The 13,631-nt window shown below is 60.4% G+C and carries 13 protein-coding genes and 1 pseudogene; 9 read left to right on the top strand and 5 right to left on the bottom strand.

What is annotated here, in order from left to right; translation table 11 throughout:
• Positions 1-196: 196 nt before the first annotated feature.
• The 9 genes and pseudogenes from FJ960_RS25775 to FJ960_RS25735 form a co-directional block, all read left to right on the top strand.
• Positions 197-1,210 (top strand): LacI family DNA-binding transcriptional regulator, encoded by a 1,014-nt coding sequence (locus tag FJ960_RS25775; RefSeq protein ID WP_140717786.1) that lies wholly within the window; start codon positions 197-199, stop codon positions 1,208-1,210.
• Positions 1,211-1,355: 145 nt separating this feature from the next.
• Positions 1,356-3,005 (top strand): ABC transporter substrate-binding protein, encoded by a 1,650-nt coding sequence (locus tag FJ960_RS25770; RefSeq protein ID WP_140717804.1) that lies wholly within the window; start codon positions 1,356-1,358, stop codon positions 3,003-3,005.
• Positions 3,006-3,037: 32 nt separating this feature from the next.
• The gene (locus tag FJ960_RS25765; protein WP_140717784.1) at positions 3,038-4,021 is read left to right on the top strand and encodes an ABC transporter permease; all 984 of its coding nucleotides are present in this window, start codon (positions 3,038-3,040) and stop codon (positions 4,019-4,021) included.
• Positions 4,018-4,908 carry an ABC transporter permease gene (locus FJ960_RS25760; protein ID WP_246672954.1) on the top strand — a complete coding sequence of 297 codons (891 nt, stop codon included), beginning with the start codon at positions 4,018-4,020 and terminating at the stop codon, positions 4,906-4,908. Before FJ960_RS25765 ends, FJ960_RS25760 begins: the two co-directional genes overlap by 4 nt.
• Positions 4,905-5,720 (top strand): ABC transporter ATP-binding protein, encoded by an 816-nt coding sequence (locus tag FJ960_RS25755; protein ID WP_140717802.1) that lies wholly within the window; start codon positions 4,905-4,907, stop codon positions 5,718-5,720. The genes FJ960_RS25760 and FJ960_RS25755 overlap by 4 nt, the downstream gene beginning before the upstream one ends.
• Positions 5,717-6,652, top strand: a complete 936-nt coding sequence (locus FJ960_RS25750) for an ATP-binding cassette domain-containing protein (RefSeq protein WP_140717780.1) — start codon at positions 5,717-5,719, stop codon at positions 6,650-6,652. Before FJ960_RS25755 ends, FJ960_RS25750 begins: the two co-directional genes overlap by 4 nt.
• Before the next feature lie 94 nt (positions 6,653-6,746).
• Positions 6,747-7,190: a RidA family protein gene (locus tag FJ960_RS25745; RefSeq protein WP_140717779.1), complete on the top strand. Its 444-nt coding sequence runs from the start codon at positions 6,747-6,749 to the stop codon at positions 7,188-7,190.
• Between the two features lie 15 nt (positions 7,191-7,205).
• Positions 7,206-8,405, top strand: coding sequence for an aminotransferase class V-fold PLP-dependent enzyme (locus tag FJ960_RS25740; RefSeq protein ID WP_140717776.1), 1,200 nt, complete (start codon positions 7,206-7,208; stop codon positions 8,403-8,405).
• 327 nt (positions 8,406-8,732) lie between these two features.
• Positions 8,733-8,951 (top strand): annotated as a pseudogene (locus FJ960_RS25735) (ArdC-like ssDNA-binding domain-containing protein); the annotation flags it as partial.
• A gap of 72 nt (positions 8,952-9,023) precedes the next feature.
• Here FJ960_RS25735 and FJ960_RS25730 read toward each other — a convergent pair.
• The 5 genes from FJ960_RS25730 to FJ960_RS25710 all read right to left on the bottom strand — a co-directional run bounded on the left by FJ960_RS25730 (position 9,024) and on the right by FJ960_RS25710 (position 13,631).
• Entirely contained in the window at positions 9,024-9,824 is an 801-nt protein-coding gene (locus FJ960_RS25730) for an IclR family transcriptional regulator (protein ID WP_246672953.1), read from the bottom strand.
• Positions 9,825-9,899: 75 nt separating this feature from the next.
• Positions 9,900-11,099 (bottom strand): aminotransferase class V-fold PLP-dependent enzyme, encoded by a 1,200-nt coding sequence (locus FJ960_RS25725; RefSeq protein ID WP_140717773.1) that lies wholly within the window; start codon positions 11,097-11,099, stop codon positions 9,900-9,902.
• A gap of 25 nt (positions 11,100-11,124) precedes the next feature.
• Positions 11,125-11,616 carry a RidA family protein gene (locus FJ960_RS25720; protein ID WP_140717771.1) on the bottom strand — a complete coding sequence of 164 codons (492 nt, stop codon included), beginning with the start codon at positions 11,614-11,616 and terminating at the stop codon, positions 11,125-11,127.
• Positions 11,617-11,631: 15 nt separating this feature from the next.
• A complete protein-coding gene (locus tag FJ960_RS25715) occupies positions 11,632-12,627 on the bottom strand; it encodes an oligopeptide/dipeptide ABC transporter ATP-binding protein (RefSeq protein ID WP_140717769.1) in 996 nt (331 codons plus the stop codon).
• Complete coding sequence (locus FJ960_RS25710) at positions 12,624-13,631, bottom strand: ABC transporter ATP-binding protein (protein WP_210242192.1); 1,008 nt, start codon at positions 13,629-13,631, stop codon at positions 12,624-12,626. Before FJ960_RS25710 ends, FJ960_RS25715 begins: the two co-directional genes overlap by 4 nt.

Below are 13,631 nucleotides of genomic sequence, written 5' to 3'. Positions count from 1 at the left end.
TCCGAAAAACCGGCAGCAGGCCAGGGAGTCGGTCTCTCGCGTAGGCGTCCCACGTATCCGATCGCTGGCCCAGAGGCTCGTCGCGATAGGCATGAGCAACCAAAGCGCAAATTCAGCGGCTGAACAATAGGGGCTTGACTTGATGTAACCAATAGCTCTTAAATGGGGGAACGTTCCCCTATGAGGCTTTTGTGCCGTGGCTGCGACAATTATCGACGTTTCAAAGCGGGCCAAGGTGTCGAAGTCGACTGTCTCTCGTTACCTCACAGGCCGTGGTTACGTGTCCGACAGCACAAGGGAGATAGTAGAGGCGGCCATCCGGGATCTGGGCTATCGCCCCAACGAAACGGCGCGCGGACTGCAGTCTAGTCGAAGCAACATTATTGGCGGAGTCGTTACCAACCTGACAAGCTCGTATTACGCGCGACTGGTGAGCGGAATACAGCAGGCATGCCGGTTTGCTGGTAAGGGGCTGCTGCTTGGAAGCGGCTTTGGTTACCCGCAGCAAGAGGAGCGGGCGACGCTGGATATGGTTGGTCGATCCTGCGACGGCCTGCTACTGAATCTCGAGTTCCCGCTTAGCGCCAGCGCGCGCGATATCCTGGAAAAGAGCGGGATTCCGGTGGTTCTAGTTGGATCTAGCGAGGGCGCCAGCGCCGCAGGCTCGGTGACGCTCGACAATACAGGCGGAGCAAAGGAGGCGATGAGGGTTCTTCTGCGCGCCGGGCATTGTCGTATTGTTCATATTGGCGGCATTCCAACCCATCACGATACGCATGCCCGCGTCGCGGGGGTCGCGCTCGCTTTGGCCGAATTTGGCCTGTCGTTGGACGACATAACAATAGAGTACGACAGCTTCACGGAAGAACATGGGTATAACTCGGTGAAGCGGCTGATCGCTCAGGGCCTGGACTTCACAGCTGTCTTTGCTGGCGACGATGAAATTGCTGCCGGCGCGATCGCAGCGCTCAAAGAGAGTGGGAAGCTAATACCTGAGGATGTCTCAGTCATCGGCTTCGATGATAGCTTTCACGCTCGTCACTTGGCACCAGCACTAACAACAGTCCGATTGCCGATCGACACCGTTGGGGAGCTGGCAGTTCAGATGCTCCTCGAGGTTATCGAAGGTGCACCACCTGCCGCCACCCACCTCGTGGTACCTGCCAAACTAATACAGCGCAATTCGGTGGCCAACGCGAGGGTCGCCTAGAATTCCGGCACGTAATGCCAAACGTCGTTCAGGTAAGGGAACGTTCCCACATGGCAACACAAAGAGGAGGAGGAAATAGAGCATGAAGAGAGATACCAAAGTTGGTGCGCAAGGCACCGAGCTGTCTCGCAGGACATTCCTGGCAATGACAGGGACACTGGCGCTAGGCGGTGGTGGTTTGCTGTCGAAATCTGCCAGCGCTGCAGCCGGAAATGCGCTTACGGTTCACATCGAGGAGCAGACCGGTTGGGTTAGAAACTTCAATCCGTTCGACGCGGCAGGGCGGCGGGCGAGTACTACTGACTTCATCTATGAGCCGCTGGTCATCTTCAATCAATTCGACGGCGGCAAACCGGTATTCCGCCTGGCGACCGCCTTCAGCTTCTCCGATGACCTTCTCGCACTTATCTTCACTATTCGCGACGGGGTGAAGTGGTCCGATGGGCAACCGCTCACGGCAGAGGATGTCGTTTACTCGCTTGAGCTTGCTCTCAACAATGCCGCGCTCGATCTAGTTGGTCTGAAGACAGCAGTTTCGGGGGTGGAACTGGTCGGCAGCTCTGACGTGAGGCTTACACTCAAGGCGATCAACTCGCTGCTTCCCGAAGCGCTGGGTGGCTTCTCCGTGGTTCCCAAGCACATCTGGAAGGACATTGTGGATCCTGCGACGTTCGCCAACGAAACGCCGGTGGGCTCTGGTCCGATGACCGAGATTCTGCGCTTTACCCCGCAGCTCTACGAACAGGCCCGCAACCCGCACTATTGGGATGCGGCCTCGCTCAAGGTCGACGTCATGAGGTTTCCACAGATTTCGGGCAACGATCAGATGCTTGCGGCACTGCCGACTGCCGGCCTCGATTGGTTTGGGTCGTTCCTGCCCGACATCGACAAGACCTTTGTCGCTCTCGATCCCGTGCACAATGCCTATTGGCAGCCGCCGGGCGACACCGTGTCGTTCGACGTGAACTGGAAGGCCACGAACCCGGGCAACAACGAAGCCTTCACCGACCTGAATTTCCGCCACGCATTCAGTTTGACGCTGGACCGAAAGTCCATGGTCGATATTGCGGGCTTTGGTTACCCTACTGCTAATAGCAGTGCGACGGGCCTTCCGCCGACGTTTGAGAGCTGGCGGAACGCCGATGTCGGAAAGGATGCCGACAAGTGGGTGACGTTCGATCTGGACGGTGCCAACAAGGCGTTCGATGCCGCGGGTTACGACAAGCGAGATGCCGAAGGGTTCCGGCTGACCAAGAGCGGCAAGCCCATCAAGTTCGCCATCATCGTTCCGACCGGATGGACGGACTGGATCGACGACGCGCAGATCGCAATCGAAGGCCTGCGCAAGGCCGGCATAAACGCCGACGTCGCGACGCCGCCGTTTACGCAATATGTCCAGCAGCTCCTCGATGGCAGCTACGACGTTGCCATGCATGCCCGGCCTGACGGTGCGACCCCCTTTGATGCCTACTACGGGGCTTATTCGAGCGACCTCGTTGGCAAGACGCGGCACAGTGGGTCGCGCTATGCTAACCCGAAGCTGGACAGCCTGTTTGCCGACTTCCGCGGAACTGCGGATGATGCGAAACGGCACGCCATCTTCAATGAGATCCAGGTCGTGATCGCCAATGATTTCCCTGTCATTCCGGCGTTCAACAATCCTATCTGGTACCAGTACTGCACCAAGCGCTTTTCCGGCTTCGTCAGCAAGGACACGCCGACGATGAATCCGGAAAATCACGACAACAACCACATGCGGCTGATGCACCTGCTGCAGCTGTCGCCGGTCGCCTAGAGCTAGTGTCGTTAGTTAGGATCATCGGGTCGATGCAGGCATTTCTTCGGCGGGCAGGCACGTATTGCATTGCACTTGTGATCGCGATTGCAGTGAATTTTGTGTTGCCCCGCCTGATGCCGGGAAGTCCGGTCGACTCGATGATTGCCCAGCTTGGGCAGCGGGCAACACCCGAGGTCGTTGCGGCTTTGCGTGCCAGGTTCGGCCAGATCGATCAGCCTCTCTGGGTCCAGTTCGGAAGTTACCTCAAAGGCCTTGCGACCTTCGATCTCGGAGTGTCCACGAACTATTATCCGATGACGGTCCTGGACGTGCTCGCCCGGCCGCTGATCTGGACGTCGTTTTTGATCACCACGACGGTCGTGTTCTCCTTCGCGATGGGAACGGTTCTGGGGGCGATGTCAGCATGGCGCCGCGGCGGCAAGACAGACTCGATCCTCTCACCGCTGGCCTTCGTCGTGAATGCCGTGCCTCCGGTGGTTTTCGCGCTGACGACCCTGTTCGTTTTCGGTGTCCTCTACCGCCTGGCTCCAGTGAGCTATGCTTATGACCCGAATCTCGATCCGGGGCTGAACGCAACCTTCCTCCTTAGTGTCGCGGCCCATGCCGCGCTGCCGGTGTTGAGCCTTGCGCCATATCTGATCGCCAGCTTCCAGAGCACGATGCGGTCGTCGATGATTTCTGTTCTGAACGAGGACTACGTGACGCTTGGGCGGGCCAAGGGCCTCTCGAACGCCGCCGTGATGTACAGCTACGGCGTCAGAAACGCCATGCTCCCGATGCTCACACATCTGGCGCTCATGTTGGGCGCCATATTCGGTGGATCGATCGTTGTCGAAGTCGTTTTCAACTACCCGGGTCTTGGGCTGACTCTCTTCACGGCAACTCTCGCCCACGACTATCCGGTGATCCAGGGCCAGCTGATGTTGATGACGGTGATAACATTGGGAGCCAACCTGCTGGTGGACATCATCTATGGCCTCGTTGATCCGCGTCTAAAAGGAGCATCACGTTGAGTTTTCTGTTTCACCAGAAGAAGGTCGTCGTCGGCGCCGCTATTCTCCTCGTCCTGGCCACGTTGGCGATCTTTGCACCGCTTATCGCGCCATACAGCCCCGAATACCGCGTGGCCCGCTCTCATCAGGCGCCGTCCGTCGAGCACTTCATGGGAACCACAAAAATGGGGCGCGACGTTTTCAGCCAGTTTGTCTGGGGCGCGCGGTCGACATTGTCTGTCGGCGTCGCCGCCGGAGTTGCGATCACAATGCTCGGCACGGTCGTCGGGCTGATCGGCGGCTATATGGGCGGTCGAGTCGATCGCGGTCTCGATCTGTTGACCAACGCCGTTCTCGTCATACCGAACCTGCCGCTGCTCATCTTCCTCGCGGCATTCGCAGGCACCGTTGGGCCAAGCGTGATCATCGTCATCATAACGCTGACGTCGTGGCCCTGGGGCGCCCGCCTGACCCGTTCTCAAACCCTGGCGATCAAGAATCGGGAGTTCGTCCTTGCGGCGCGAATGGTTGGGGAGTCGAAGCTCCGGGTGGCGTTGGTCGAGATATTGCCGAACCTGTTGCCGCTGATCGGAATCAACTTCGTCGGCAGCATTATCTTCGCGATTGTGACGCAGACGACACTTGAGTACCTGGGATTTGGAGACCCCCTCCACGTGACGTGGGGGACAATGCTCTACAATGCGCAGAACTCCTCGGCGATCCTGGTTGGGGCGTGGTGGGATGTTGCCGCCCCTTGCGCCGGCGTGGTGCTCGTCGGTCTGAGTCTCGCCTTGATCAATTTCACCCTTGACGAGATTGCCAATCCCCAGCTTCGGTCCGGGCCAGCTCTGAGCCGATGGTTGCGATGGACCCGGCTGCGGACCAGGGCGCTGCAGGTGCGGCGCTGATGGAGCCTCTGCTCGACATTAGAAATCTGAGCGTGGATTACCTGCTCGATCGCGGGAGCTTCAAAGCGGTCAAGTCGGTCAGCCTTAGCATTTCACGCGGCGAGATCTTGGGGCTGGCGGGCGAATCGGGGTGCGGCAAGAGCACAATCGCTTATGCAATCGCCCGGCTGTCGAAACCGCCCGCCTGGATCGCGGAAGGTCAAATCCTCCTCGAGGGGAGCGATCTGCTGCAACTGACAGAATCTCAGATACAGAAAGTGCGCTGGCGTCGAATTGGCATGGTATTCCAAAATGCGATGAACTCGCTCAATCCTCTCATGCGGATTGAGGGCCAGTTCCACGATGTTCTGCACCGACACCTTAACGCGTCTCGCGCTCAATCGCGGGAGATTGCAGCAAGCATGCTTCGTCTTGTCGGTATCGCCCCCGACCGACTTTCTGATTATCCACATCAGTTCAGTGGTGGGATGCGGCAGCGGATCGTCATTGCGATCTGTCTGGCACTCAATCCGGACCTCATAATCATGGATGAGCCAACCACGGCGCTCGATGTCGTCGTGCAACGGGAAATCCTGGAGCAGGTAGCGGAACTGCAAAAGGAACGGGGTTTCTCGATCCTGTTCATTACGCACGATCTCCATCTGATGGCGCAGATTTGCCACCGCATGGCGGTCATGCTGCGCGGAGAGGTGGTGGAGCTCGGCGACGTCGACCAGATGGTGAATAGCCCACGTCACAGCTACACAAAAGCGTTGTGGAACGCCGTACCAAGATTGCCTGCGGGTCGCGCGGAGACGGGGGCGTTCTCATGACCATATTTGATATCTCGTCGCACGCTGTCACGGACGGCCGGCCGCCGGTCGTGCAGGTGAGGAATGTAACCAAGAGCTTTGGATCGTTCGATGCACTGCGCGGGGTGTCCTTTGATCTAAGGGCGGGCCGCGGGTTGGCGCTGGTGGGGGAGTCAGGTTGCGGGAAATCCACTTGCGCGAACATTATTGCACGGACCATTTCGCCGACCAGCGGAGAGGTTCTGTTGGACGGCGCACAGATCCCATCATCGTTGGACGCGAAGAGTGAGAAAGCCTTTCGAAAGAAGGTTCAGATGATCTTCCAGGACCCGTTTGCATCGCTGAACCCGGCCTTTACCGTGCGCTATCAGATTTCGCGCGCCCTCAAGATACACGGCTTCGGTGGGAACGGCGCAGAACGACATGCACGGCTGCTGGAGTTGCTCGATTGGGTAGGTCTGGACGGCGAGACAACAGCGTCGAAATATCCGCACCAGCTGTCGGGAGGGCAGCGGCAGCGCGTGAATATCGCTCGTGCATTAGCAGTGCAGCCGGAGGTGCTGCTGGCCGATGAACCCACATCAATGCTCGATGTCTCCATCCGGCTAGACATCCTCGAGCTCTTGACGCGGGTAAAGCGCGAGCGCCAAGTGGCTTTGCTCTACATCACTCATGACATCGCCACAGCCTATCAGGTTGCCGAGAACATCGTGGTGATGTTCGCGGGCCAAATGGTTGAGTGGGGCAGCTCACTCACGGTTCTGTCAGATCCGCGCCATCCCTACACCAAGCTCATGCTTTCTGCTGTCCCCGAACCGGCAAAGCGCTTTCAGGTCGGTGGAAGCGCAGCCTTCTTAAGCGAAGCCAGCCGGATCCGGGCGATCAGTCGTCCATACTCAGAGGATGTCGTTACAATCGGAAATGATCACTTCGTGCGAAACATCGCAGCATGAATAGGGGGCCATTCTTGTCGCTCCTGGGCCGCCTTGATCTCGTCGGATGTTCCAACGGTCTATCGCACATGGCCGAGATTCACGGGGCATGCTGATGTCCTATCTGGAGCAGCTAAGAGCGCTCGGTTTGGATCTCCTGCCGGTGCCGACGCCGATCGGAAATTTCCGCAATGTCATTCGGATTGGAAAGCTAGTCTATGTATCGGGGCAGGGCCCTCGCGAGGTCGATGGCCTCGGTCGTGATGTACTGACGCAAGATGCATACCAGCATGCTCATCTTGTCGGTCTCAATATCCTGTCTGTTCTTGCGGACGCTCTGGGCGATCTTGGTCGGGTCGGGCGTGTTGTCAAACTGCAAGGATTTGTAAACGCAGACTCCGATTTTACGGAGCATCCCGCTGTGGTCAACGGCTGCTCGGATCTCTTTATTGCGGTCTTTGGAGATAACGGTCATCACGCCCGATCCGCTGTTGGCGTGGCCTCGTTGCCGAACAACATTACAGTCGAGATCGAAGCGATTTTCGAATTACGCCATTAGAAGGGGCCACGAGTGATGCTGTCGGATATCAACGAGCGGCTGTCGATCCGGGAGCGGCTGGGGCTGCGGCCAATCATAAATGTGTCGGGCACGATGACTGCATTGGGCGCCTCCATCATGGTGCCGGAAGCGATCCAGGCCATGGCTGAGATTGCTCCGGAATTTGTAGAAATCGACGATCTGCAGCGGAAGGCGAGCGACGTGATTGCCCGCCTTACAGGCGCCGAGTGCGGCTTTGTCACCGCTTCGGCGGCCGCCGGCATCGTCATGACAGTCGCCGGAGCAATGACGGGTCAGCGATTGCTTGCCATCGAACGTTTGCCCCTCGACACCGCAGGCCTACGAACTGAAGTCATCGTGCAGTGGGGGCACGTGGTTGGCTACGGCAATTCCATTGATCAAGCCATACGCCTGTGCGGCGGCAAGCCGGTACTGGCCGGGGCCGTAAGCTCCACTCAACCTTACCAGGTGGAGGAGGCCATCAACGAACATACCGCAGCAGGCATCTACGTGGTGGCCCATTCGACCATCGCCTACGGTATGCTCGCGCTCGCCGACTTTGCCGCCATCTGCCACGCCAAAAGTGTTCCGGTGATCGTGGACGCAGCATCCGAGTACGACTTGCGGTATTTCCTTGCCCAGGGCGCAGATGCCGTCATCTACTCGGGTCACAAGTTCCTCGGTGGCCCCACCACTGGTGTGGTTGCAGGGAGGACGGACCTGATACGTGCTGCCTATCTCCAAAATCACGGAGTGGGTCGGGGCATGAAGGTCGGAAAGGAGAGCATTGCTGGGGTCATGGCGGCACTTGAGGCGTGGGCCGTACGAGACCATGAGGCAATCAGAGCCCGCGAGCGCGCGGTGCTCGAACTGTGGCTGGCGTCTTTCAAAGAATTAAGAGGGATTGAAGCCCGTCTGGTGCCGGATCCCACGGGCAATCCTCTCGACCGCTTGGAAATCGGGGTGAAACCCGCCAGCGGATACTCGGCCGCGGGCCTAGCGATAGCGCTGGCGTCGTGCTCGCCCCCGATAATGGTGCGAGCTCACCAAGCCGAACTCGGCATTTTCTTCCTAGACCCGTGCAATCTGCATCCCGGCGAGGAACAGATTGTCGCCGATCGACTAGTTTCGCTTATCGACAGGCCTAGCTCAACCGCTGATGTAAAAGGCAGCCCAGAGAACTCGCCGGCTGGGAATCTCCGATGGCCCGACTAGGAACGAGCTGCGATTTCCAACGAGTATGTCGAGGCACCGATGTTCAATAACCGCTTCAGGCTCCAGCCGCAGAATCTGTTGATAAGGCGCGCTACCCCCGTCGGTCGCCGATCTCCACACGGTTCTGAAATCCTGACTTACGCATTTGCTCCTCTTCAGTTTCGCGGGGGAAGGCCTTCCCCTGCGGCCGATCCAAGATCTCGGCCGACCCTTATCTAGCGGGGAGACCGCGCAATGCCCCTAGAGTGCGGACCGAATTTGCCTGACGGGTTGAGAGCTGGAGGAGAGGCCTCCGGCGCCCGTCGCGGAGAGCTCCGATGTCCAGACATCACCGCCAAGCCTCGCGCCGGCACCGACCGGGCGAGGCTCTATGACGATATCACCGACAAGATCATCGCCGACCTGGAGGCCGGTCGCGTGCCCTGGGTGCAACCCTGGGGAACGGCGGCGGCGAAGGCGCCGCTCGCCATGCCGAGGAACGCCGCCACGGGCCGGCACTATTCGGGCATCAACGTGCTGCTCCTCTGGGGCGCCGCGGTCGAGTACTTAGTCCAGGTCGAGGCGCGGTTGCCAGCAATGACGGACGCGCGTGGAATGCCGATCGGTCGCCGTTGTTGGTCACCTTACACTGCGCCAGCCTAACCGGGATTCGATGCGCCTGGCGCTAGCTTTGACCAGATGGACCAGATCCGGGTTCTTCTGTTTCAGCTTGATATCGGGAACCACGATAGAGATCGTCGCCCTGCAAGCCCCCTCGCCGTCGCATATGGGGGCGGCGATGCAGGCCACAGAGAAGTCGGATTCACCGGCCTGAATCGAGAGGCGTTGTTCGAGCGCCGCGGCGGCCGTGCTCGCCAGCACCTTGTCATCCGTTTCGGCTCGGCCGGTCGGGGAAGCCGTTGCGGAGCGCGCAAAAATGGCGCGGCGTTCCTCTTCCGGCAAGTGGCCGACCAGCATGCGGCCCGAGGCGGTCCAGTTAAGGGGGCTGCGAGTGCCTACGCGCGAGGTCACCTGGAAGTGGTCCTTGCCCTCCTTCATGGCGAGCACCACCATGTGATCGCCATCGCGCCCGCAAATCTGGATGGTCTCGCCCGAGCTCTGGGCGAGCTCGTGCATCTCCTGGTTCGCGACGTTGAGCAGATCAAGGGTGCGCGCATAGGTCAAACCATAGTGGTAGAGGCGAGGCCCGAGCCACAGGAGGCCGTCCTGCCGGTCGAGCAACTCCTTCTCCACAAGGTCCTCAACGATCACATAGATGGTCGACAGCGGCGCGCCTATGTCGCGGGCGATCTCGTAGGCGGTCGCCGGTCGCTCCACCTTCTGCAGACAATCGAGGATCTGCAGCGCCCGGTCGATGCCGCTGGTGCGCGAGCGGCGCGGCTCAGGCGCCGCAATTGGCGCCGCTTCGATTTGGGCCACTATTCTGGTCATTGGTTCGGACATCTTTCTCAAGGCGAGTGTAGAACGGGATGGCTGTTTGCGATACCTGATATATCAATCCGGCCATTTCAGGATTGCCGCTTCCCGTGCGCGCAGGCGCTCCTCAAAGGACGTGGCGGCCATCACGTTCGACTTGCGCGCCTGATCCAGTCCCACGGCCAGCCGCTTTGCCACGACAAGCTCCTCACCCGGATGCAGATTGCAGGGGTCGAGGAAGAAATAGCCGTGCTCGACCTCATGGTCGCGCACGATGACCGGAGGGTCCCCGGCAGCCAGGCGGTCGGCCAGATCCCAGGCGGCAATGCGGGCTTCAGCAGGGTTGACCGAAACTTTCAGGCGATCGAGCGGATTTTTGGTCGGATCCGGGGCGATCTCGGCGATTATACCCGGTCGGCCATCGAGTGCCTCGACCCAGCAGTCGAGCGCCTTGCGTTCGCGGGCGCGGATGCCGTCATGGTCACGTGTTTTCCATGCCTGAAGTGCCGCCACAGCGCCGACGATGCCTTCCTTGCCCACCTTCATGCCGCGGCCAATGCCGCGATTTTGCAGATAGACGTCGCGCACCCTTGCCTTGGATCCGGCAACGATGCCCGAGGTCGGGCCGCCGAGAAACTTGTGACCGGAATAAAGAACCAGGTCGGCTCCATCGGCCAGGAAGCCCTCCAGGTCGTATTCCGACGCCGCATCGACGATCACCGGTACGTTGCGCGCATGGGCCACTTCGGCGAAAATCTTCAAGGGGATTTGCGCGTAGCCCACCACGTGGTGTGACACGACGTAGACGGCTGCCGCAGTGTTTTCGGTAAGAGCGCCGGCGAGTTGATAGGCCGCGGCACTTGTCGCCTGCCCGACCGGCACGACCTTGGCTCCGGCAATGCGGATCGCCTGCTCGATGGGCGCGCCGTAGCTCACCATATGGCCGGACTGGATGACCACCTCGTCCTTCAGCCCGGCCGTGTCGGGCAGTCGTTCGATCGCGACCAGATCAGGTCCGGTCATGCAGGCTGCCACCGCCAGGCTGATCGCCGCCGAGCAGGACGCCGTGACAAAGCCGGCTTCGGCGCCGGTCAGATCGGCGATAACGGTGCTGGCGCAACGTTGTAAGTCACCCATTTCGACGAATTCGGTCAGGATCGCCGCCACTGCTTCGACGGCATCCGGCACCACGATGGAGGCGCCGAGCCCAGTCATCGTGCCGGAAACATTGATGACCGGTCTCAAGCCAAGGCGGCGACGAATTTCCTCAATCGGCATGGCGGTGGTGCTCCTTAGTGGGAAGTCAATCGATGGCGATGATGGCCTCGATCTCGACGGTGATTTGGCCAGGCAGCGAACCGTGCCCGACGGCCGAGCGTGCGTGAATTCCGGCCGGACCGAAGACGTCGATGAACAGATCCGAGCAGCCATTGATGACGGCAGGATGGTCGGCGAAATCGGGCACGGCATTGACCATGCCGAGCAGTTTCACCACACGCCGCACACGGCTCAAGTCGTGAAGCGCGGATCGCATCACGGCAAGCAGGTTAATGCCGGTCAGCCGTGCATGTGCATAGGCCTGCTCCACCGTCACGTTGCCGCCGACCTTGCCGGTGTGCTGCATGCCGTCAGCCTCGATCGGCCCCTGACCGGACAGGAATAGAAGCTTGCCTTCCTGAACGTGGGTGACAAAATTGGCGATTGGAGGTGGTGCCTGGGGCAGGGTGATGCCCAGCGCCTTCAGTCGGTCATTGGGCGAGTTTTCCGATCGCTTCATCGGCTCGGAAAAAGTCATGTAAGCGAGCTCCAGTCAGTCATTTCTTTGGTCGTGGCGAATGCAGGCCACATGATGTCCGCCGCCGATAGGCGAAACCGGCGGGATGACCGCGGCGCAGGCTTCGATCGCTTCCGGACAGCGAGTGCGAAAGACACAGCCTGATGGCGGATCAATCGGGCTGGGAATATCGCCCAAGAGCGGGACCCGAACGCGCATGCGCGTTGGATCCGGCACCGGTGCGGTTGCCAGTAACGCCCTGGTGTAGGGATGCCGTGGCGCCGCATAGACCAGCCTGCTTGGCCCACGCTCCATCACCCGGCCGAGATACATGACGACGACTTCGTCGCACAAATATTCAACCACCGACAGGTCATGCGCGATGAACAGCAGCGTCAGGCCAAGCCGCTTTTGCAGATCGCCAATCAGGTTGAGCACTTGCGCCTGCACTGAGACGTCAAGCGCCGAAACCGGCTCGTCGGCAACAATGAATTCTGGTTCCACCGCAAGTGCCCGGGCAATGCCGATCCGTTGACGCTGGCCACCTGAAAATTCATGCGGGTAGCGAGAGGCATGATCGGATGAGAGGCCGACAAGGGCAAGAAGCTCGGCAATGCGGTCCTGCCGCGCCTTGCCACGCAAATAGCCGCGTGCGTCGAGAGCTTCGCCGAGTATCGCGCTGACACGCAGGCGCGGATTGAGGCTGGAGAAAGGGTCTTGAAAGACGATCTGCAGCTTTTGCCGATAAGCGCGCATCTCGCGTGCCGACAGCGAGAAGAGATCGACGCCATTGAACAGGGCTTTGCCGCTGGTCGGCTCGATCAGACGCAAAATGGCGCGACCGGCCGTGGTCTTGCCGGATCCGGATTCACCGACCAGACCGACCGTCGAGCCGCGCTTGACCTCGAAACTGACGTCCTCCACGGCGTGCACCACACGGCCGTTGCGCGCGGGAAACCGCTTCGTCAGTGCCTGGACGCTGAGCAGGGGGGCTGCTTGTGTCGTGTCGTTGGTTTCAGCGTCGGCAATCATAGTTCGGCGCTCCGGATGCAGCGGGAGAACCCTGCCGAGCCCGCCGGCATCAACGGTGGCGGGGCGGCCCGGCACGGGGCGATTGCGTAGTCGCAGCGCGGCTCGAAGGCGCAGCCGGGCGGCAGGGCGGTGATCGCCGGCACGCTGCCGGGGATGGAGTAGAGTATTTTGCGCTCGCCGGCCGCATCGACGTCGCGCGCTGCATTGGGAGTGCAGGCAAGCAGGCCGCGCGTATAGGGATGGCGCTGATGCGCGAACAGATCGTTGACGGGCGCCTGCTCGACGACGCGGCCGGCATACATGACCACGACATTGTGCGCGATCTCGGCGACCACACCGAGATTGTGAGTGATGAACAGGATCGACATCCCGATCTGCTGCTGCAGCCGTCGCAAGAGATCAAGAATTTGAGCCTGGATCGTCACGTCGAGCGCCGTCGTCGGCTCATCGGCGATCAGCAGCGAAGGATTGCAGGCAAGCGCCATCGCGATCATCACGCGCTGGCGCATGCCTCCTGACATCTGGTGCGGATAATCATCGAGACGCGATGCGGCATCGGGAATTTCCACATGCCGCAGCATCTCCAGCGCCCGCTTGCGCGCTTCCTGCCGGCCGACCGGTTCATGCAGCGCGATCATCTCGCCGATCTGGTCGCCGACGCTATAGAGCGGGTTGAGGCTGGTCATCGGCTCCTGGAAGATCATCGCGACCTCCTTGCCGCGGATGCGGCGGAAATCCTTCGCCGTGAAGCCTGCGAGATCGTCGACTTTGCCGGCCCGGTTGCGAAACAGGATTTTGCCGCCGGCAATACGGCCCGGCTTCGACAGCAGCCCCATGATCGACAGGCTGGTGACCGATTTTCCCGAACCGGATTCGCCGACCACGGCCAGCGTCTCGCCGCGCTTCAGGTCGAAGGTGACGCCGTCGACCGCCTTGGCGGTGACGCGCCGGGTCACGAACCAGGCCTTGAGGTCCTGGACCGACAGGATCGTGTTCTGGGCCAG

Origin of the sequence: Mesorhizobium sp. B2-3-11 (assembly GCF_006442215.1) — a bacterium.
In the GTDB taxonomy this organism is placed as follows: Bacteria; Pseudomonadota; Alphaproteobacteria; order Rhizobiales; family Rhizobiaceae; genus Mesorhizobium; species Mesorhizobium salmacidum.
The sequence above is the reverse complement of the archived record's forward strand: the minus strand, read 5'-3'. Positions and strand labels throughout refer to the sequence as shown.

What these genes read in the sequence shown, in the direction of transcription:
- FJ960_RS25770 (WP_140717804.1), top strand. Translation starts at nt 1,356, where the DNA reads ATGACAGGGACACTGGCGCTAGGCGGTGGTGGTTTGCTGTCGAAATCT.
- FJ960_RS25765 (WP_140717784.1), top strand. Translation starts at nt 3,038, where the DNA reads ATGCAGGCATTTCTTCGGCGGGCAGGCACGTATTGCATTGCACTTGTG.
- FJ960_RS25750 (WP_140717780.1), top strand. Translation starts at nt 5,717, where the DNA reads ATGACCATATTTGATATCTCGTCGCACGCTGTCACGGACGGCCGGCCG.
- FJ960_RS25745 (WP_140717779.1), top strand. Translation starts at nt 6,747, where the DNA reads ATGTCCTATCTGGAGCAGCTAAGAGCGCTCGGTTTGGATCTCCTGCCG.
- FJ960_RS25740 (WP_140717776.1), top strand. Translation starts at nt 7,206, where the DNA reads ATGCTGTCGGATATCAACGAGCGGCTGTCGATCCGGGAGCGGCTGGGG.
- FJ960_RS25725 (WP_140717773.1), bottom strand. Translation starts at nt 11,099, where the DNA reads ATGCCGATTGAGGAAATTCGTCGCCGCCTTGGCTTGAGACCGGTCATC.
- FJ960_RS25720 (WP_140717771.1), bottom strand. Translation starts at nt 11,616, where the DNA reads ATGACTTTTTCCGAGCCGATGAAGCGATCGGAAAACTCGCCCAATGAC.
- FJ960_RS25715 (WP_140717769.1), bottom strand. Translation starts at nt 12,627, where the DNA reads ATGATTGCCGACGCTGAAACCAACGACACGACACAAGCAGCCCCCCTG.